General features: G+C 39.8%; 19 protein-coding genes and 1 tRNA gene. 15 read left to right on the top strand and 5 right to left on the bottom strand.

The features are described from left to right. The 4 genes from AAEZ18_RS13960 to AAEZ18_RS13945 all read left to right on the top strand — a co-directional run bounded on the left by AAEZ18_RS13960 (position 1) and on the right by AAEZ18_RS13945 (position 4662). Positions 1 to 77, top strand: a tRNA-Arg gene (locus tag AAEZ18_RS13960). Between the two features lie 225 nt (positions 78 to 302). Continuing rightward, complete coding sequence (locus tag AAEZ18_RS13955) at positions 303 to 1478, top strand: exo-beta-N-acetylmuramidase NamZ family protein (RefSeq protein ID WP_350595012.1); 1176 nt, start codon at positions 303 to 305, stop codon at positions 1476 to 1478. A 10-nt stretch (positions 1479 to 1488) separates the two neighbouring features. Next, positions 1489 to 3150, top strand: coding sequence for a penicillin binding protein PBP4B (pbp4b, locus tag AAEZ18_RS13950; protein ID WP_350595014.1), 1662 nt, complete (start codon positions 1489 to 1491; stop codon positions 3148 to 3150). Positions 3151 to 3285: 135 nt separating this feature from the next. Then, positions 3286 to 4662 carry a Na+/H+ antiporter NhaC family protein gene (locus AAEZ18_RS13945; protein ID WP_089367771.1) on the top strand — a complete coding sequence of 459 codons (1377 nt, stop codon included), beginning with the start codon at positions 3286 to 3288 and terminating at the stop codon, positions 4660 to 4662. Between the two features lie 113 nt (positions 4663 to 4775). Here the strand turns inward: AAEZ18_RS13945 and AAEZ18_RS13940 are convergent, their stop codons facing one another. Further along, on the bottom strand, positions 4776 to 5924 hold the full coding sequence (locus tag AAEZ18_RS13940; RefSeq protein ID WP_350595016.1) for a PA0049 C-terminal domain-containing protein: 1149 nt from the start codon (positions 5922 to 5924) through the stop codon (positions 4776 to 4778). A gap of 229 nt (positions 5925 to 6153) precedes the next feature. Here AAEZ18_RS13940 and AAEZ18_RS13935 point away from each other — a divergent pair, with 229 nt between their 5' ends. From AAEZ18_RS13935 to AAEZ18_RS13925, 3 genes are all read left to right on the top strand, one after another. Next, positions 6154 to 6660 (top strand): DUF3087 domain-containing protein, encoded by a 507-nt coding sequence (locus AAEZ18_RS13935; protein ID WP_011327227.1) that lies wholly within the window; start codon positions 6154 to 6156, stop codon positions 6658 to 6660. Between the two features lie 84 nt (positions 6661 to 6744). Beyond that, a complete protein-coding gene (locus AAEZ18_RS13930; RefSeq protein ID WP_350595018.1) occupies positions 6745 to 7398 on the top strand; it encodes a glutathione S-transferase family protein in 654 nt (217 codons plus the stop codon). 55 nt (positions 7399 to 7453) lie between these two features. Continuing rightward, positions 7454 to 7915 carry a low molecular weight protein-tyrosine-phosphatase gene (locus AAEZ18_RS13925; protein WP_350595019.1) on the top strand — a complete coding sequence of 154 codons (462 nt, stop codon included), beginning with the start codon at positions 7454 to 7456 and terminating at the stop codon, positions 7913 to 7915. A 123-nt stretch (positions 7916 to 8038) separates the two neighbouring features. On the opposite strand, the gene AAEZ18_RS13920 is transcribed toward AAEZ18_RS13925, so the two are convergent. Then, positions 8039 to 9136 (bottom strand): energy transducer TonB, encoded by a 1098-nt coding sequence (locus AAEZ18_RS13920; RefSeq protein WP_011327230.1) that lies wholly within the window; start codon positions 9134 to 9136, stop codon positions 8039 to 8041. Between the two features lie 254 nt (positions 9137 to 9390). Between AAEZ18_RS13920 and AAEZ18_RS13915 the strand changes: the two genes are divergently transcribed. The 6 genes from AAEZ18_RS13915 to csrA all read left to right on the top strand — a co-directional run bounded on the left by AAEZ18_RS13915 (position 9391) and on the right by csrA (position 15394). Then, positions 9391 to 10014, top strand: a complete 624-nt coding sequence (locus AAEZ18_RS13915; RefSeq protein WP_011327231.1) for a GTP cyclohydrolase II — start codon at positions 9391 to 9393, stop codon at positions 10012 to 10014. Positions 10015 to 10027: 13 nt separating this feature from the next. Then, the gene (locus AAEZ18_RS13910) at positions 10028 to 10816 is read left to right on the top strand and encodes a BPSS1780 family membrane protein (protein ID WP_350595021.1); all 789 of its coding nucleotides are present in this window, start codon (positions 10028 to 10030) and stop codon (positions 10814 to 10816) included. Continuing rightward, positions 10816 to 11268, top strand: a complete 453-nt coding sequence (locus tag AAEZ18_RS13905; RefSeq protein WP_011327233.1) for a regulatory protein RecX — start codon at positions 10816 to 10818, stop codon at positions 11266 to 11268. Before AAEZ18_RS13910 ends, AAEZ18_RS13905 begins: the two co-directional genes overlap by 1 nt. Positions 11269 to 11287: 19 nt before the next feature. Beyond that, entirely contained in the window at positions 11288 to 13894 is a 2607-nt protein-coding gene (alaS, locus tag AAEZ18_RS13900) for an alanine--tRNA ligase (protein ID WP_350595023.1), read from the top strand. Beyond that, entirely contained in the window at positions 13895 to 15112 is a 1218-nt protein-coding gene (locus AAEZ18_RS13895; protein ID WP_338411469.1) for an aspartate kinase, read from the top strand. It abuts the gene before it with no gap. A gap of 90 nt (positions 15113 to 15202) precedes the next feature. After that, on the top strand, positions 15203 to 15394 hold the full coding sequence (csrA, locus tag AAEZ18_RS13890) for a carbon storage regulator CsrA (protein ID WP_011327236.1): 192 nt from the start codon (positions 15203 to 15205) through the stop codon (positions 15392 to 15394). A 50-nt stretch (positions 15395 to 15444) separates the two neighbouring features. On the opposite strand, the gene AAEZ18_RS13885 is transcribed toward csrA, so the two are convergent. The 3 genes from AAEZ18_RS13885 to AAEZ18_RS13875 form a co-directional block, all read right to left on the bottom strand. Continuing rightward, positions 15445 to 15912 carry a YcxB family protein gene (locus tag AAEZ18_RS13885; protein ID WP_011327237.1) on the bottom strand — a complete coding sequence of 156 codons (468 nt, stop codon included), beginning with the start codon at positions 15910 to 15912 and terminating at the stop codon, positions 15445 to 15447. Positions 15913 to 16113: 201 nt separating this feature from the next. Then, entirely contained in the window at positions 16114 to 16305 is a 192-nt protein-coding gene (locus tag AAEZ18_RS13880; RefSeq protein WP_011327238.1) for a hypothetical protein, read from the bottom strand. Between the two features lie 65 nt (positions 16306 to 16370). Continuing rightward, complete coding sequence (locus AAEZ18_RS13875) at positions 16371 to 16541, bottom strand: DUF1328 family protein (protein WP_011327239.1); 171 nt, start codon at positions 16539 to 16541, stop codon at positions 16371 to 16373. Between the two features lie 644 nt (positions 16542 to 17185). On the opposite strand from AAEZ18_RS13875, the gene AAEZ18_RS13870 reads away from it, so the two are divergent. Then, a complete protein-coding gene (locus tag AAEZ18_RS13870) occupies positions 17186 to 17431 on the top strand; it encodes an OadG family protein (protein WP_350595025.1) in 246 nt (81 codons plus the stop codon). Positions 17432 to 17443: 12 nt separating this feature from the next. Continuing rightward, the gene (oadA, locus tag AAEZ18_RS13865; RefSeq protein ID WP_011327241.1) at positions 17444 to 19225 is read left to right on the top strand and encodes a sodium-extruding oxaloacetate decarboxylase subunit alpha; all 1782 of its coding nucleotides are present in this window, start codon (positions 17444 to 17446) and stop codon (positions 19223 to 19225) included. Positions 19226 to 19232 lie beyond the last annotated feature (7 nt).

The raw sequence follows: 19232 nt of genomic DNA, 5'->3' as shown, positions 1-19232 counted from the left end.
GGGTGCATAGCTCAGCTGGATAGAGTACTCGGCTACGAACCGAGCGGTCGGAGGTTCGAATCCTCCTGCGCCCACCACTTTCATACATTAACCGACACTTGAGTCGGTTTTTTTATGCCTGAAATAAAGTGAAATGTAGGTTGCTACCCAGTAGACACCGAGTTTATTTATTCGTCGTAGACGCAGAGCCTAATCACTATATCAATTCAAAGCCTGCTCAAGCCCACTTAACCCCTTTCTAAAGCTGCTCTTTATCACTACCTATGTTACTTTAAACGCCTTGTTTAAAAGGATATTGCAGTATGTTTAAAACCCTATTTATTACGTTATTTTTTATTTTAAGCGCTACTTTAATACTTAGCGTACAAGCTGATGAAGCTAAAGGTTCAATTGTTGTGGGTGCGAAGCAATATGCTAAATATTTACCGCAGTTAAAAAATAAACGCGTAGGGCTGGTGGTTAATCAAACATCAACAGTAGGGAAAACCCATTTAGTCGATAGCCTACTGGCAAAAAACGTAAACATAACTAAAATATTTGCACCTGAGCATGGCTTTCGTGGCGATCACGATGCAGGGGCACACGTAAAAAATACCGTTGATAGTAAAACGGGTATTCCGCTTATCTCCATTTACGGCAACAATAAAAAACCAAGTGCCGAAGTTTTAGCTGATGTTGATGTAATGATTTTTGATATTCAAGATGTGGGAGTGCGCTTTTATACTTATATAAGCTCTATGCATTACATGATGGAAGCAGCTGCAGAGCAGGGGATCGAATTTTTAGTACTCGACAGGCCAAACCCAAATATAGCCTATGTTGATGGGCCCATATTAGAGCCGCAATTTAAGTCATTTGTAGGTATGCACCCCATTCCTATAGTTCATGGTATGACTGTGGGCGAGCTTGCAAATATGATCAAAGGTGAAGGCTGGATCAATCAAGCTGCTGTTTTAGAGCTTAACGTGATCCCAGTTACTGGTTATACGCGCGCAACTAGCTATAGTTTACCGATAAAGCCAAGCCCTAATTTACCAAATGATACTGCTATTTCGCTTTATCCATCATTGTGCTTTTTTGAAGCCACGCCAATTAGTATTGGCAGAGGCACCGACTTTGCGTTTCAGGTTATAGGGTATTCACCGATTGCTTTAGGAGAGTTTAATTTTACCCCGCGTGCTATTAAAGGCGCGGCCCTAAACCCTAAATTTAAAAACCAAACTGTGCAGGGGCTCGACTTACGCCAAGCTACCACTAAAGGGTTAGATTTAAGCTACTTAATAAGTGCTTATAAGCAGCTTAATAACAATAACATTACGTTTTTTGAGCGCGCTGATTTTATGGATAAGTTAGCAGGTACCGATAAGCTGCGCTTAGCTATTGAGGCGGGGCAATCGGCACAACAAATAAAGCAAACTTGGCAGGCGGGGTTGATGCAATTTAAACAGCAAAGAGCACCTTATTTGTTATATGAGTAAAAGGCAGTTTATGTACTTATATTTAAAAAATAAAAATTATTACAGTATAAAAAAGCTATTAATAGTGGCTTTAAGTTTTATGCTGGGTGCATGCAGTTCTTCTGTAGAGCCGCTCGAACCCAAGGCACTATTAACGCAAAGTAAACTTGTTGAGTTGCCTAATGCGCAAGTGATTGTTACCTTTCCTGAGCCAAACCCCAGTAGCCGTGAGTATGTAAATAATCGTGGCACGTTTAAAGCATATAAAGGCCATGGTCAGCTGTTAATACAAAACTATAGTGCTAAAAGTGCCGATATTTATATAAACAATCAACTGCTTAAAATTAAACAGTTGCTCGGCGCTAATACTGTGTACCAATATAGTTTGGCTAAGCTAACGCATAACGGGGTTAACACCTTTAAAGTTGCAAACATTCAACCTGCCGGGGCAAGCTTAACGCTGCGCTTTGCGTTTCCTACTTTAAATAAAGCATCACATCAACAGGCTAATTTTAGTGAGGTAGATGCATTAATAGAGCGTGACATTAAAGCGGGTTTTCCTGGTGCTGTTTTAGCGGTAGTAAAAAATGGTGAGTTAATTAAATTAACCGCCTATGGCGATGCAAAGCAGTATCAACAGAACGATTTAATGCTATTACGCCCAGAGCCAATGCAAACTGATACCTTATTTGACTTAGCCTCTAATACTAAAATATTTGCTACCAACTTTGCATTAATGAAGTTAGTAAGCGAAGGCCTATTAAATATTAATAAGTCAGTGCAATTATATTTACCAGAGTATCAAGGCGATGGTCGAGAGCAGCGACGCGTAAAAGATTTACTCACGCATAGCGCAGGCTATCCGCCGGTGTTTGATTTTCATCGTAAAGACAGTAGCAATGGCGATGTGTTTTACTCACAAAATAGCCATACTACAAAAAAGCTCTTACTTACCAGTGTGCCACTTAGCGAAAAATCGCTCGGGCAGCATGTTTATTCAGACATTGATTACATGATTTTAGGAGTATTGGTTGAGCGTATAACCGGTCTTTCACTTGACGATTACCTAGAGCAACAAGTATATGCGCCATTAAAATTGCATAACACTGTGTTTAACCCCCTTAAAAAAGGCTTTAATGCTCAGCAATTTGCCGCCACAGAGCTGGGTGGTAACACGAGAGACGGACGAATCAAATTTGATAATATTCGCACCCATGTTTTACAAGGCCAAGTACATGACGAGCGTGCGTACTATTCTCTAGGTGGCGTAGCAGGGCATGCGGGGTTATTTAGTAATGCGCCAGATTTAGCCATACTTTGTCAGCTACTATTAAATAATGGTGGTTACGGCGATAAGCAGCTTTTTAGTGCAAGTGCTTTGGCGCAGTTTTTAACCCCACAAAGTAGCGATGAAACCTACGGGCTGGGCTTTAGGCTTGCTGGTAATAACCAAGCAAGGCGTTGGCACTTTGGCCCTTACGCAAGCGCACAGGCTTATGGGCATACAGGTTGGACAGGCACAGTAACGGTAATTGATCCCGTTTACGACTTAGCCATTGTTTTATTAACTAATGCGCGGCATACGCCAATTACAGGCTCGCAAAAAAGTTATCAATTTAGTGGTAAAAATTATGAAACTGCACAATATGGCTCGGTTGTTTCATTAATATACGAAGCGTTATTAAATCAATAAACTGACAGTATAAATAGCATATATCAATGTGCTTAGTGGTTTACTTAAATGGGTTTTGACTGTAAAACTTAAGCTAGATAACAAAGTGTAAAATATTTACCCCGTAAATTAGCACACTAAAATAAAGGTTAATTTATGTCTTGGTATTCTATTTTACCGCCGTTAATCGCCATTGCTGTCGTATTTTGGCGCAAAGAGGTCATTATGGCGCTGTTGCTTGCAGTGGCTTCGTCAGAGTTTTTACTCGCATTACAGGGGGAGGGCAGTAGTGTATTTAATACCTTTTTAAACACTATTGAACGTATTGTTAGCGTAGCAAGCTCGCCCGGCAATACCCGTATTTTAATTTTTAGTATTTTGATTGGTGCTTTGCTTGCCTACATTCGCGAGTCGGGTGGAGTAGCCGCTACCGTTAATATGTTAATGAACAAAGGTATAGCGAAAAGTAAGCGCCAAGTTGGCTTTTTAACTATGTTTACTGGCATTGCGGTGTTTATAGAGTCAAACCTGAGTGTACTTACTGCGGGTATTTTATCGCGCGGATTATTCGATAAATTTAAAATGAGCCGCGCCCGCTTAGCTTATATTATCGATAGCACCAGTGCGCCGGTATGTATTTTAATATTACTAAATGGTTGGGGCGCATTTGTACTAGGGTTATTAAGTAACTACGAGTTAGGTGAATCGGCTGTATCGGTACTTTGGGGCAGCGTAGGCTATAACTTTTACGCCATAATCACGCTTGTTATTGTTTTTTACACCATTGCGTTTGATAAAGTATATGGCCCAATGAAACAAGCTGAGCAAAAACTAGAGCTACAAACAACTGACTTAAAAGAAGAAGTAAAAGGCTCTAAAGCACGCTTTATGTTAGTGCCCCTTATTACGCTGATTGTTAGCATGGTGGGCTTTATGTTTTACACAGGTAACGGTGTATTGGCAGAAGGTAGTGGCTCAAAGTCGGTATTGTATGCAACCGTTTTAGCCATAGTTGTAGCTTACTTTTTAATGCTAGCATCACGCCAATTTAGCCACCATAAGCTAGTTGAAACAGGCTTTAAAGGGATGGGCGAATTACTGCCATTAGTAGGCATTGTATTGTTATCGTTAACTTTAGGAGCAAGCTTAAAAGAGTTGGGTACTGGTGTGTTTGTGGCATCTTTAGTGGGCGATTACCTTCCTATTTACTTGGTGGTACCGGCACTGTTTTTAACCGGTGCGGTTATGTCGTTTACTACGGGTACATCGTGGGGCACCTTTGCAATTTTAATCCCTATTGGCGTGCCGCTTATTCAAGCATTGGGTTTGCCGCCGTCGTTGGTATTAGGCGCTATTTTAGGTGGCGGTATATTTGGCGATCACTGCTCGCCCATATCCGACACCAGCGCAGTATCGGCAATTGCATCGGGCTGCGACTTACTTACTCACGTTAAAACCCAGCTACCCTATGCCTTGTTCGCTGGTGGCCTGACACTTATAGCCTACTTAGTAACGAGCATAATTGTTTTATAAACGCGTTTATGATTACTCATTTTGAATGACAAAAAGCCTGCAAATTTGCAGGCTTTTTGTTTATACGTAGGTCGGATAAGCGGCGCAGCCGCGCCATCCGACAGGTCAGCTACTTACAACGCATTTAAGCTGTGCTCTAGCATTGCGGTAATTTGCTTTACTATTTTTGCTTCCGTTTTCGGCTCAAACTGTTGAATTCTGGGGGTGTGAATATGGCCTGTTGGAATGGTTGAATTAAGTTGATTACGAAGGCGTATACTGCGATACGAAATTTCGTTAGACAGGTATCCACCGCCAGAGCCATTTACGGCAATGCTATTTTTCAGCTCGGCAAGTGTTGCGGGCTCGTAGGTTTTTTCTAAGGTCGTGATCTTATGATTATCAATAACCTTATACGGCCCTTGTGCTTGCTGCATATTTGCCACGGGAAGGCTAAATTGTACAAATTCGTTACCTGGCAGTGGCTGGTTATTTAAACTTGGGAGCAAGGGAGCTGTTTGTGTCCCGCCAAATATAATATTGGCATTGTCTGGGGCAGTTACGCTGCGGCGCTTACCGGGAAATCTTTCTAAATCAAAATCTTTGCGACCCATGCTTACAGTAACAATCATATCGACATTATTCAGGGCGTAATAGGGCGCGAGGAGTGCTTCGATTATACCTTGATCAAAGTCGGCATAACGAACGGGCACCATAACGGTGTTAATTTCAGCGCTAATGCCTTGGTAGTTAATTACTTGACCATCTAGCAAGAGGGCAGCAACCCCAGATGGGTTACTTTGATTTATGTTTTTATCTAATAAAAAGGGGTCAAAGCCGGTAAGGATAATTTTTTTAGTGCTGCCTTTAGTAAAGCTGAGGTCGTTATGACCGCGACTGCCTTTTTCTAACTGAGTTAAAAGGTTATTTTGCTCAGCAACTGAGAGGATAAATTTTGGCTTAACAGAGCGAATTATTTTACTTGAAAGTAATCGTGCCCAGTAAAGCTCGCGATCATCGTAGTTTTTAGTTGTAACAATGCGTTGTTTGGCGTTTAACCATAATTGACTTGAATAATCAGCGATTAAGTCAGTTGCATGCCGAAAGTTGTTAAGGCTTTTCCATTGCTGTTCAAATTGATTCACCTCATCAGCAAAGGCCATTAGCACCTGAGGCATGGCGTGGGTAGCGGCTTCAATTCGTTGCTCTTCGGTTGTTAAATTGTTACTCAAAACCGAGCAAGAAGAAAAAATTAAACTTGAAGCAAATAGTAGTTTAAGCATGGTAGTCCTATACAGTTACAGCGATTATTTGGTTACTATCCTACGCATCTAGACGCAGTGCAAATTAATTCGTTGGCTAACCATTGATTAACAGCTCCTAACGTTGCAGAGGGCTAATAGCACTAATGCTGTTGTTAAATCAAAAAGAACGCAAATAGATTTTTCGATAAGTGGATTGTTTAGTTACAATGGCGGCAGTTATATTTTGTTCACTTAATTTTAGGCTGTTATGCAACTCATTGAAATAAATAAAGCGCGTTATCGTAAGCATTTAAACCGTGTTATTGCCGGTTGTGCTGTGGGTTTAGCTGTTGGGAGCTTAGCTATATCGCAAACGCTGATTGCTTTGTTTCCTGATGAGAGCGGCACTCACTTTCATTGGAACGTAGCGGGCGTTGTTATTAGCGCATTAGGGCTTGCGTGGTTACTTAATAAATACCGCACGCATCCGTTTATGATTGAAGTGGTGTATGTGTGGGAGCTTAAACAAGCGCTTAATAAAATAACGCGTAAAATGGCGAAATTAAAGGCTGCAGGGCGTGAAGGTAATAGTGATGCGCTATTGGCTATTCATTACAGTTACGCGGGCTCTAAATTGTTATGGCAGCTCGATGACAATACAATCACTATGGATGACTTAGCAATTAAGCAAGCTGAGCTGGATAGTGTGGCGGCTAAGTATAATTTAACACTTGATGCCAATGACTATGATGCAAGTATTTTAAAGAACTTTTAAAGCAATTTTAAAACGATTTTAAGTATTAAATAGCTTTTTAATTAGCGTATTAGTTGCGCTTTTTTCTTCTGATAAGGGTTTAACATGAGTTTAATTGTTTATGGCGTACCTCTTTCTCCTTATGTACGCAAGGTGTGTCTGTGTTTGGCTGCAAAGCAGTTAGATTATAAGTTAGAAATAGTGTCGCCGTTTAATCAACCGGCTTGGTTTTTTGAGTTAAATCCATTAGGGCGTATACCAGCGCTTAAAGATGGTGATTTAGTGCTGGCTGATTCGAGTGTTATTTGCCAATACCTTGATGATAAATACACAGGGAATACAGAATTACTTGGCGACACTGTCGAGCAGACTGCTCAGGTACGCTGGTTAGAAAAATACGCTGATTATGAACTAGCCCCATTAACTACTTTTACTGTGTTTCAACAGCGAGTAATTAATTTAGGTATGCAAAAAGTATGTGATGAAAGTTTAGTAAAGTTGGCTATGAATGAGCAGTTACCACCGCACTTTGACTACCTTGAAGGCGTGCTAGGTCATAATGATTACTTTGTAGGTAACGCGTTAACACTTGCTGATATAGCGTTTGCGTCGCAAATGGTAAATATGCAGCATGCGGGCGAGCAGATTAATGCACAGCGCTGGCCAAATTTAGCAGCACTTTTTGAACGTGTAAAAGCATTACCAGCAATGCAAATTTTATTACAAAATGAGCAGGTTATGCTTGCGTCAATGCAATAGTATTTAAGGTTATTTAGTTCAGTAATTAATAGCGTTTAGTTTAGAGGGAGGCTCTATGAAAAAAATACTGGTTGTGTGTTTAGGTAATATTTGTCGCTCGCCCACAGCTGAAGCGGTATTAAAAAAACGTGCTGAGCAGTTAGGTATTGTCGTTAAAGTCGATTCGGCCGGTACTATAGGTCATCACGAAGGCAATTCACCAGATAGCCGCTCTATGCAGGCGGGCGAAAAACGAGGTTATAGCTTCAAAGGGATTTATTCGCGCAAAGTGCGCAGTAGTGATTTTACTGAATTCGATTTGATTTTAGCCGCCGACAAACAAAATTTAGCCGATTTAACTCAGCGTTGCCCAGCACATTTACAGTATAAGCTTGCACTGTTTTTAGAGTTTGGTGAGCAGGCTGTAAGTGCTATTCCCGATCCTTATTATGGTGGGGACGATGGTTTTGAAAAGGTGCTAGATTTAATTGAAGCAGCAAGTGATAAAATATTAGCTAAATTAACAGCCAATGTTTAAGTAATGGCTTTGTGCGTTATAGTGAATTAATAAAGGCGCTAAATTGCGCCTTTTTTATTAGAGAATTTATGATTATTTAGCGAGAAAACCCTGTGATCTTTAGTCGCTGGGTAGTTCACTAAGTTATCGGTTAATTTTGAAGTCGAGCCGTACTTGGGTTTTTGCTGTTACAGGTATGCCATCTTCAAATTTAGGAGCATAGCGCCATTGCTCTACTGCTTTTTTTGCCGAGTGCTCAAAGGTTACGCCGCCATTTGAATCGAGCACACTCACGTTTTTAACAAAGCCTGCGGTGTCTACTTCAAACTCCATAACTACACTGCCATCTTTACCTTGGCGTGCTTTGCCCATAGGGTAGTCAGGATTAACACGATAAAGCGGGGTTTGTTCTTGGCTTTCTTCCCAAGGCACCATTTTAGCAATAGCTAAGCAGTGCTTAGTTGCTTGCTCACTTTCGCCTTGCTTTTCGTATAGTGCTATAAGCTTAGAGTGAGCGCTTAGCTCGGCGCTGTGATCGTAGCTTAAGTTATTATCAAATACGGTGACTATGCGGTTTAACCTTGTAATTGCTGAATCATATTTTTTACGACCTTCATCAAACGAGGCCATTAAAAAATCTGATTTGATACGCTCTACAGCGTTTTCAGGTAAGTTTGCTTGGTAATACTCGTCAGCTTCTTCGGCGTAGTGTTTAGCAGAACGGTATTTTTCTGGCACAAACTTTTTAACTAACAAAGAGGCTGCAGCAAATTGCATGTCGGCTACAAATCTTGGTTTTTTAAGCTCTTTTGCTATATCAACTATACGTTCCAATTGGCTATCGGCCTGACGCGCTGATTTAGTATTGCTTGCCATACCTAGTAAGGCGTCTATTGTCTCGACTGAGCTTTCACCATGATTGTTAGCTAAAATATTGTACGCCTGTTTATACAGTTCGTAGCGTTTAGCTTCGTCTTCCTGGTTAAATCCGCTGATAGCTTTAGCGTAATTAATGGCTAAATTTGCGGTGTTATCTGCGTTATCGCCATATACTTTAGCACCTAAAGAGTAAGCGAGTTTGGCAGCTTGTTGTATGTTTTCGTTGGTATCTACGGCGCTTAAGTAATTTTGGTACGCTTGAGAAAATGCAGTGTTTGCATTTGTAGCTTCGCTTGCAAAAGCCGATGCAGTAATAACTGAAAGGTTAAGGCTAAGCAGTAAGGCGAGTTTATGTGGTTTCATAATGTTCCATATTATAATTATTATACTTTTTAACACATTAACAATTTACTTATAATTAGTCATGAATTGATGTAAATAAAGGTAAACAGTAAGGGCTTTAGTGAGAATTATATATTGTAATTATGCATTGATAATTAAGCTTCTCGTCGCCATATAATTGCAATAAATACCCTTGGATTTCGATCTTTTTGTATTCTTTTGTGATAATATCACTTCATTATCGTGTCGTAGTTATTTAAATATTTGGATTTGTCGTGGCGCAAGTAAGAGCAAGAGTTCAGCTTAATGTTGGCAAGAACAGTGATATTCCCGCTGAAATTATCTCGTTTACTGATTTAAAAGATGGCAAAGAACATATTGCTATGGTGTTTAACAACGCTGATACAGAGCAAGATGTACCGCTTATTCGTATGCATTCAGAGTGTTTAACGGGTGATGTATTTTACTCGTCGCGTTGTGATTGCGGTGAGCAGTTAAATGAGTGTATTGAAATGATGCACGAGCAAGGCGGTATTTTATTGTATTTACGCCAAGAAGGTCGTGGTATTGGTTTGTATAATAAAATAGATGCTTACGTGTTGCAGTCGCAAGGTATGAACACTTATGAGGCAAATAATCATTTAGGTTTTGCCGATGATTTACGTGATTTTTCGGATGCGGTGCTAATGCTAAATGCGCTTAATTTACCCCACGTTAAATTAATGACCAATAACCCTAAAAAGCTAAATGCACTAAGAGATGCTGGTATTACGGTTGATTCGGTTGTGGGTACGCACGCACACATTAAAGCCGGTGTTGCGGGTAATAAAGCGTATTTAGAAACCAAAATTAAACATGGCGCGCACATGTTAGATATCAAAAAAATTAAAAAACCTTAAATTAAGAGTAACTATGTCTACACAATTACGAGTTTTTAAGGCCGATGCTGCCCTAAAGTGGTTTAAAGCGGGCTGGCTTATTTTTAAAACCCAGCCGCTTACTTTTATTTTTATGCATTTATTTATTGGTATTGTTGGCCTGTTGTCGTTATTTTTACCGCTATTACAAGTGGTAGCGGCTTTAGCTACGCCATTTTTAACCGCAGGATTTTATCAGGCTGTGCTTACTAAGCAGCAAGGCGGTAAAATTATGCTCGCTGATATTCTCAAACCCATTACCACTAAAGGTAATCGTTTAGGTTTACTGCGTTTGGCTTTGTACCAAATGGGTGCGGGTATTTTAATGGCATTATTAGCAAACGGTTTATTTGCCGATGCAATTGCGGTTATGGCGCAGCCAGATTTAGATCCTAATATAGCATTTAGCCAAATGTTAGAGAGTATTTCTATGGCAAGCGTGGTGCTATTTTTATTAGCGTTGTCGGTTTATTTAACTGCATTCGCTTACGCGGTTCCATTAGTTTACTTTAATAAAGAACAGCGCATTTTTAGCGCTCTTAAAAACTCCTTTATGGTGTTTTATTATAATATTTTACCGCTAAGCGTTTATGCTATTATTTGCGGGTTATTTATTGTGCTTTCGATGTTTTTATCGTTCTTACCCTTGTTGGTTTTAATGCCTATTTGCTACATTAGCTTTTTTGTATCTTATCAAGCTATTTTTATGCCGGTTGTACCACCAAGTGATGATAGCAATATTACGCCATTAAGTAGTGAATCTAGTGGGCGTTTTGACGCTTAATGGATGATAAGTTAAAGCAGAAATTAAAAAACTATGTACTTTGGTTGTTATCAAGGCAAGAATATTCACGCCGAGAATTAACGTTCAAATTACAAAAAAAAGAAGCCACAGATGAGTTTATCGAAACCTTGCTTGATTGGTGCGAAAAGCACAATTTTGTAAACGAGCAACGTTACTGTGAAGGCTTTGTTAGAAAACACATATTTAAATGCCATGGCTTAAGGCGCATTCAAAGCGAAGCTATGGGCAAAGGGATTGACCGTTCATTACTTGAAAAAGTAATTGAAGAGCTTGAAGTAGATTGGTTTGAGCTGGCGCAGGATGCGTACAATAAAAAATATTCAAATACACCGGCAGACCTCGAGTACAAAGACAAGGCCAAGCGCGTGCGCTACCTAATGTATAGAGGCTTTAGCTACGATGAAATCGATTTTGCAATGCAAGCACAGTAAATACGGGTGAGACCTTCACATGCAGCACATGACTACCGCACAAATTAGACAACAGTTTTTAGACTTTTTTGCCAGCAAACAACATCAAGTTGTTCCTTCAAGCTCGCTTATACCGGGTAACGATGCCACTTTGTTATTTAACAATGCCGGTATGGTGCAATTTAAAGATGTATTTTTAGGCGCAGAAAGCCGCCCTTATACGCGTGCGACTAGCTCGCAGCGCTGTGTACGTGCTGGCGGTAAACATAACGATTTAGAAAACGTTGGTTATACTGCGCGTCACCATACATTTTTTGAAATGTTAGGTAACTTTAGTTTTGGTGATTACTTCAAGCAAGACGCGATTAAATTTGCGTGGCAGTTTTTAACAGAGGAAGTAAAGCTACCTAAAGAAAAACTGTTAGTTACTATTTACCATGACGATGAAGAAGCGTTTAACTACTGGTCTAACGATATAGGCTTACCTGCAGATCGCATTATTAAAATTGCCACTGCAGATAACTTTTGGTCAATGGGTGATACCGGTCCGTGTGGCCCGTGTTCTGAAATATTTTACGACCATGGCGAGCATATTTGGGGCGGTCCTCCTGGATCACCTGAGGAAGATGGCGATCGCTTTATCGAAATTTGGAACCTAGTATTTATGCAGTACAACCGTCAAAACGACGGAACTATGCTGCCACTACCTAAGCAATCGGTTGATACAGGTATGGGGCTTGAGCGTATTGCTGCTATTTTACAAGGCGTTCATTCAAACTATGAAATTGACTTATTTAAAGGCTTAATTGCCGCTGCTGCAAGTGTTACTAACGCACAAGACATGGACGATAAATCACTACGCGTAGTGGCGGATCATATTCGTTCGTGTGCATTTTTAATCTCTGACGGGGTTATGCCATCTAACGAAGGCCGTGGTTATGTACTACGTCGTATTATTCGCCGTGCTGTTCGCCATGGTAATAAGTTAGGTGCACAAGGTGCCTTTTTCTATAAATTAGTAGCTGCACTTATTGAGCAAATGGGCCAAGCGTACCCAGAGCTTGCAAAGCAGCAAGAAATTATTGAAAAAGTATTACGCATTGAAGAAGAGCAGTTTGGTAAAACGCTAGAGCGTGGTTTAGCTATTTTAGAAGAAAGCTTAAGCGACCTTAAAGGTGATGTAATTCCTGGCGACTTAGTATTTAAACTTTACGATACTTATGGCTTTCCTGCCGATTTAACTGCAGATGTGGCGCGTGAGCGTCAAATGACGATTGATAATAAAGGCTTTGAAGAGTGCATGGCGGTGCAGCGTAAAACAGCGCAGCAGGCCGGTAAATTTGGTGCCGATTATAACGCTCAATTAAAGTCAGACAAACAAACAACTTACAAAGGTTACACCACCACTAGCCATAGTGCGACTGTGGTTGAAGTGTTTGCTGGCAGTGAGTCGGTTTCATTACTAGAAGATGGCCAAAAAGGCATTGTAATACTAGACCGTACGCCATTTTATGCAGAGTCGGGCGGCCAAGTTGGTGATACAGGTGTAATTAGCGTTGCTGGTGGCGAGTTTACAGTAACTAACACGACTAAATTAGGTAATGCATTTGCACACCACGGTATAGTACAAGGCCGTATTGGTCTTAACGATAAAGTAGAAGCAACAATTGATGACGCACGCCGCGAACGCATCAAGAAAAACCATACTGCTACGCATATATTACACGAAACACTGCGCCAATTATTAGGCGAACATGTAGGTCAAAAAGGCTCGCTAGTTCAAGCAGAGCGTTTGCGTTTTGACTTTTCACATTTTGAAGCTGTTACTAAAGAAGAATTACGCGAAATTGAACGTGTAGTAAACGATGAAATTCGTTGTAACTTTGCGTTAAGTACCGAGCTTATGGCAATAGATGACGCTAAAGCAAAAGGTGCAATGGCGTTATTTGGCGAAAAATACGATGACGAAGTACGTGTAGTTACTATTGGGGACTACTCTATTGAGCTTTGTGGTGGTACACATGTTGAACGCGCAGGTGATATTGGTTTATTCAAAATAGTATCTGAAAGCGGTATTGCTGCGGGTGTTCGTCGTATTGAAGCGGTAACCGGCGCTGACGCGATTGCCTACGTGAGTGAGCAAGAGCAAAAGCTAAATGATGTAGCTGCTGTAGTTAAAGCCGACAGCGCGTCAGTACTTGAAAAAGTAACTGCGCTGCTTGATAAATCAAAACAGCTAGAAAAACAAATTGCGCAACTTAACGATAAGCTAGCAAGTGCTGCGGGTGCCTCATTACTTGATTCAGTAGTAGAAATTAACGGTATTAAGCTATTAATAGCCAACGTTAAAGGCACTGAGTCAAAAGCGTTACGCGGTATGGTTGATGATCTTAAAAACAAAATTGGCTCGGGTGTTATTGCACTAGGTGTTGCAAGCGATGATAAAGTGAGCTTAATTGCAGGTGTAACTAAAGATTTAACCGGTAGAGTTAAAGCCGGTGAGCTAGTTAACCATATGGCCAGCCAAGTAGGTGGTAAAGGTGGCGGCCGTCCAGATATGGCACAAGCGGGTGGCTCTGAGCCAGAAAACCTAACTGCAGCATTAGACAGTGTAACAGCTTGGTTTACTGAGAAAACACAAGCTTAAGTGGCACTTATTGTTCAAAAGTTCGGTGGCACTTCAGTTGGTTCAATAGAGCGAATTGAAGCGGTTGCCGATCTTGTTGTTAAAACTAAACAACAAGGCCATCAAGTGGTTGTAGTGCTCTCGGCTATGTCGGGAGAAACCAACCGCTTAATTAATCTCGCCAAACAAATAGATACTCGGCCAAGTAGCCGTGAACTTGACGTATTAATTAGCACCGGCGAGCAGGTTTCGGTGGCTTTATTAGCTATGGCTATTATTAAACGCGGTCATTCTGCTGTGAGTTTATTAGCCGATCAGGTTAATATTTTAACCGATAATATGTTTGGCAAAGCCCGTATTACAGATGTAGCTGCAACGCGTTTAAAACATGAGCTTGAGCATAACCGTATTGCAATTATTGCGGGTTTTCAGGGCCGTGATATTGAAGGAAATGTAACTACATTAGGGCGTGGCGGTACCGATACTTCGGCGGTTGAAATTGCTGGAGCAATAAAAGCAGACGAATGTCAGATCTATACCGACGTTAACGGCGTATATACTACAGACCCTCGTGTTGAACCTAATGCACGACGAATGAGCCAAGTTACCTTTGCTGAAATGCTAGAGTTAGCAAGTTTAGGGGCTAAAGTATTGCATATTCGTTCAGTTGAAGCGGCAGGAAAGCATAATGTGCCACTTAGGGTGCTATCAAGTTTTTACCCTGATGCTGGTACATTGATTAGTTTTGAGGAGAGCGATATGCCTGGTAATGTCGTTTCGGGTATTGCGTTTAATCGTGATGAATGTTTAATAAATGTAGAGGGTGTACTGAGTGGTACACAATATCTTGCAAAGATTTTGAAACTTTTTGCAGATAACGGCATCGAAATAGATATGATTAATCAAGTTAATCATAATGTTTACAAAGTAGACTATGCTTTTACTGTACACACAAATGATTATTTACACGCATTAGACGTTTTAACAGAGCAGCAAGCTCAGTTAACAGCACAAAATATTTTTGGGTTAACAACAGTGGCTAAAGTGTCTGCTGTTGGTATGGGTATGAAGTCACATTCGGGTGTTGCTAGTTTATTTTTTGATGCATTAGCTGCAGAAAATATTAATGTTATTTTAGTGTCTACATCAGAAATTAAAATATCGGTTTTAATAGATGAAAAATACCTAGAGTTGGCTGTTCGTGCATTACATAAGATATTTTTAACAGAAAATGAATAGATTGATAGGTTTTACTTACTTTTTAGTCTAATTTTCATTAAAATGTTTTAGCGGAATCTTATAATTTTATTGGAACAAGGGAGCAAAAGAATGCTAATACTAACTCGTAGAGTAGGTGAAACCCTAATGATCGGTGACGAAGTAACCGTTACTGTTCTAGGTGTTAAAGGGAATCAAGTTCGAATCGGTGTTAACGCACCAAAAGACGTTTCAGTGCATCGTGAAGAGATTTACATGCGTATTCAAGCTGAAAAGTCTAACCCTGAACCTGGCAATGCTTAATCAGCAATGTATATAACTTAGTTACATACTGAGTTATTGCCAAAAGCCACTCACTGAGTGGCTTTTTTGTGTATAAAATTAAGTGTTTCGGCAGTTAATATGTGCTTGGATATATACTGCATACCTTTTTTGTTTTTTAATAGTATGCCGCGCTCTGTGGTTATAACTTCGTTAATATCTGACCACAGAAGTTGGGTGTTTTTATAAAAGTTACTCGATTTAATCCCTTCTTCGTCAAAGGTAAGGGTGACCTCAGACCCCGAGGCTTTGCTTAGCATTTGTCTAGTAACCCACCAAGGACGGCGATAATAAAAGGCAATACATTCGAGTACCGCAACCATGATCAGAAAAGATCCTAGGTAATGATCGTCTAAACCATAAATTCCAAATAAACCGAGTGCTACTAATAGCGCTAATAAAAAGTATTTTGGTTGCGCGCGCTTGCTATGCGCAACTGATTCGTCAAAGCACTCATAAAAATAAGGCTTATCAAGCGTATAGGTTGTTGTAAGTGTCATATAGGAGTTCTTAAAACATAGTTATATGCATTTTAACAAGCTAACCAGTAAATGCGCAGTTATATAATAAATAACTGCATAATAGATAAAGATATTGGCGTTTATTATTTATCAGATCCAACCTTTAATTTAGATATTATTTTATTACACACATAAAAAAACGGCTCATTTTAGAGCCGTTTTTTTAATAAATTAGAAGAATTAACAGTTAGTTTCTTCTGCATTTACACCTTCTTTTACTTCTTCACATGCATCTTCAACTTTGTTTTGCACGTCAGTTACTGCTTCGTCAATACGCTCACCAGCATCTTCTGCGTGGTTATCTTCACAGCCCATAATAAATAAACTTGCGAATAGGCCAATTAGTGCTGCTCTTAAAGTTGTCGAATTCATAATGTAATTCCTTGTAAATTTTGATTTAAATGATTTTTAATTAGTTTAAAACTTTAGTTTGTTACCTAGGGCTTTTTGCCACGTAGGGCACCCGATACTAAAGATATAACTAAAAGTATTAAAAATATAAAAAATATAATTTTTGCAATACCCGCTGCGGCGCCTGCTATACCACCAAAACCTAACACTGCAGCAATTAAAGCAATTACTAAAAAAGTGATTGTCCAGCGTAACATTGTATTCTCCTTGGTTTATCAAATTTGCTCAATGGATATGAAGCGAGTTACGTGCCATTGTTTTTTTACTTTTAAATCAATGGTTTGTTTTTGTTTGTGTTATTTCAGCGTGCACTCAATGGTAAGTTTTACGCTTTGCTATGTAATTTATTCATACTGATACAAGTGATTATGGATGTTAGTTTTTTATAAGAGAAGTTAGCGCATATTGGTCTTTGTGAGCTGAGTTTAAGAACTATTTAATTGCAGTTCGAGACTTGCGAGCATAGCGGGCTTAATAACAGCGGCTATTTAAACGGTTGAATAATTAACAAATATATTTGGTAAGACCAATTGCCAGTGGTGAAATTACTTTATGCTAATAGAACTGTTAACGCTTTACTTTAAGTGCATTATTAACGGTTTTTAGGTCGCCTATATAACTTTTATTTATATTCACTATTTTTATTATCTATGTAATAGCGCGTATCTAGTCCTTTTTGTAGTGTTAAGTTAATTAATAGCATGTTAGTTTTGTTTAAATTGGTTTTACCAATTTACAGGCTATAGACAAAACACTGTTTTTTGTTATTATTCGGTGAATAATTATTTACGTAAAATGATTTTTTATTTTGATTTCGGTATAAGTTTTATAGGAGAGGAAAATGGATATCGCTGCTTTACTTACAACAGCAAGCAACTTAATGCTAACCGGTATGGTGGGGGTGTTTGTGTTTCTGTCACTATTAATTACCTGCGTTACGGTTATGTCTAAGCTGGTATCTCGCTTTGCAGAGCCTGAGCTTGCAATACCTGCCAGAACACCGTCTTTTAAATCACAAGGTGTGCCTAATGAGCACATCGCCGCAATTAGTGCTGCCATTGCTCAGTACAAAACAAACAATAATTAAAGGAGCACTTAAATGGCTAAATTAAAATTAACAGAACTGGTACTACGTGATGCGCATCAATCATTGTTAGCAACTCGTATGCGCCTTGACGATATGCTACCGATTGCAAAAAAGCTTGATGATGCAGGTTATTGGTCTATTGAGTCGTGGGGGGGAGCTACGTTTGATTCGTGTATTCGTTATTTAGGTGAAGATCCTTGGGAGCGTATTCGCGCACTAAAAAAAGCGATGCCAAATACTAAACAGCAAATGCTATTACGCGGTCAAAATTTATTAGGTTACCGCCATTATGCTGACGATGTAGTAGAAAAATTTGTAGAGCGTGCCCATAAAAATGGCGTTGATGTATTTCGTATATTTGATGCAATGAACGATGTACGTAATCTTGAAACGGCAATTAAAGCGGCTATAAAAGTAGGCGCACATGCCCAAGGGACTATTTCTTATACAGTAAGCCCTGTTCATACGCTTGATATGTGGTTAACGCTAGCTAAGCAGTTGGAAGATTTAGGCTGTCATTCAATTTGTATTAAAGATATGGCGGGTTTATTAAAGCCGTACGATGCTGAAAAACTAATTAAAGCACTAAAAGAAACTGTATCTATTCCAATTGCAATGCAGTGCCACGCCACAACAGGTTTAAGTACTGCGACTTATCAAAAAGCGATTGATGCAGGCATTGATATGCTTGATACCGCAATTTCATCTATGAGTATGACTTACGGACACACCGCAACTGAAACTATTGTATCGATAGTTGAAGGGACTGAGCGTGATACTGAGCTTGATTTAAATCACCTAGAAGAAATTGCTGCTTACTTTAGAGATGTACGTAAAAAATACGCGGCATTTGAAGGTAGCTTAAAAGGGGTTGATGGCCGTATTTTACTCGCGCAAGTACCTGGTGGCATGTTAACTAACATGGAAAACCAGCTTAAAGAGCAAGGCGCAGCAGATAAGCTTAATGAAGTTTTACTTGAGATCCCACGTGTACGTGAAGATCTTGGCTTTTTACCTTTAGTAACACCAACGTCGCAAATTGTAGGCACTCAAGCGGTACTTAATGTACTAACGGGTGAGCGCTATAAAACAATTACTAAAGAAACAGCTGGCGTATTAAAAGGTGAATATGGCCTAACACCAGCACCTATGAATAAAGAGCTACAAGAGCGTGTGCTTGATGGAGCAGAGGTAATTACTTGCCGTCCTGCAGATAATATTGCACCTGAGCTTGCAACGCTTGAGGCTGAATTATTAAAAGAAGTACAAGAGCAAGGTTTAACTCTTGCTGATGAGCAAATTGATGACGTACTAACGTATGCATTATTCCCACAGGTTGGTTTGAAGTTTATTAAAAACCGTAACAACCCAGATGCATTTGAGCCAGTTCCTTGTGTTGAAGATAAAAGCAATAAAGCTCCCTCTAAATCAGCTTCAAATAACAACAGCGTTAAAGCTGAGCAATACAGCGTAAAAGTAGACGGTAAAGTTTACGACGTTGTTGTAGCTCAAGGCGGCGAGCTTAAAGAAGTTACATTAAAAGACTCAGAACATATTCCTCAGTCTGCTTCGGTTGCATCAGGCGAAACACTTAACGCCCCTTTAGCCGGTAATATTTTTAAGATAAAGGTAAAAGCAGGGCAAGTTGTGAATGAAGGTGATGTAGTGATTATTATGGAAGCCATGAAAATGGAAACTGAAATACGCGCTACGCACACCGGAACAATTGCTGAAGTGTTAGTTGGTGAAGGCGATGCTGTAACTACCGGCGACGCTATGATTGCATTAGCTTAGGAGTAAA

This window comes from Pseudoalteromonas sp. 19-MNA-CIBAN-0066 (genome assembly GCF_040308705.1).
Taxonomy (GTDB): domain Bacteria; phylum Pseudomonadota; class Gammaproteobacteria; order Enterobacterales; family Alteromonadaceae; genus Pseudoalteromonas; species Pseudoalteromonas nigrifaciens.
This window is presented reverse-complemented; position numbering and strand designations above follow the sequence as displayed.

Excerpts from the sequence above, each read along its gene's own strand:
- AAEZ18_RS13955 (WP_350595012.1), top strand. The coding sequence starts at position 303 with ATGTTTAAAACCCTATTTATTACGTTATTTTTTATTTTAAGCGCTACT.
- pbp4b (WP_350595014.1), top strand. The coding sequence starts at position 1,489 with ATGTACTTATATTTAAAAAATAAAAATTATTACAGTATAAAAAAGCTA.
- AAEZ18_RS13945 (WP_089367771.1), top strand. The coding sequence starts at position 3,286 with ATGTCTTGGTATTCTATTTTACCGCCGTTAATCGCCATTGCTGTCGTA.
- AAEZ18_RS13940 (WP_350595016.1), bottom strand. The coding sequence starts at position 5,924 with ATGCTTAAACTACTATTTGCTTCAAGTTTAATTTTTTCTTCTTGCTCG.
- AAEZ18_RS13935 (WP_011327227.1), top strand. The coding sequence starts at position 6,154 with ATGCAACTCATTGAAATAAATAAAGCGCGTTATCGTAAGCATTTAAAC.
- AAEZ18_RS13930 (WP_350595018.1), top strand. The coding sequence starts at position 6,745 with ATGAGTTTAATTGTTTATGGCGTACCTCTTTCTCCTTATGTACGCAAG.
- AAEZ18_RS13925 (WP_350595019.1), top strand. The coding sequence starts at position 7,454 with ATGAAAAAAATACTGGTTGTGTGTTTAGGTAATATTTGTCGCTCGCCC.
- AAEZ18_RS13920 (WP_011327230.1), bottom strand. The coding sequence starts at position 9,136 with ATGAAACCACATAAACTCGCCTTACTGCTTAGCCTTAACCTTTCAGTT.
- AAEZ18_RS13910 (WP_350595021.1), top strand. The coding sequence starts at position 10,028 with ATGTCTACACAATTACGAGTTTTTAAGGCCGATGCTGCCCTAAAGTGG.
- AAEZ18_RS13905 (WP_011327233.1), top strand. The coding sequence starts at position 10,816 with ATGGATGATAAGTTAAAGCAGAAATTAAAAAACTATGTACTTTGGTTG.
- alaS (WP_350595023.1), top strand. The coding sequence starts at position 11,288 with ATGCAGCACATGACTACCGCACAAATTAGACAACAGTTTTTAGACTTT.
- csrA (WP_011327236.1), top strand. The coding sequence starts at position 15,203 with ATGCTAATACTAACTCGTAGAGTAGGTGAAACCCTAATGATCGGTGAC.
- AAEZ18_RS13885 (WP_011327237.1), bottom strand. The coding sequence starts at position 15,912 with ATGACACTTACAACAACCTATACGCTTGATAAGCCTTATTTTTATGAG.
- AAEZ18_RS13880 (WP_011327238.1), bottom strand. The coding sequence starts at position 16,305 with ATGAATTCGACAACTTTAAGAGCAGCACTAATTGGCCTATTCGCAAGT.
- AAEZ18_RS13875 (WP_011327239.1), bottom strand. The coding sequence starts at position 16,541 with ATGTTACGCTGGACAATCACTTTTTTAGTAATTGCTTTAATTGCTGCA.
- AAEZ18_RS13870 (WP_350595025.1), top strand. The coding sequence starts at position 17,186 with ATGGATATCGCTGCTTTACTTACAACAGCAAGCAACTTAATGCTAACC.
- oadA (WP_011327241.1), top strand. The coding sequence starts at position 17,444 with ATGGCTAAATTAAAATTAACAGAACTGGTACTACGTGATGCGCATCAA.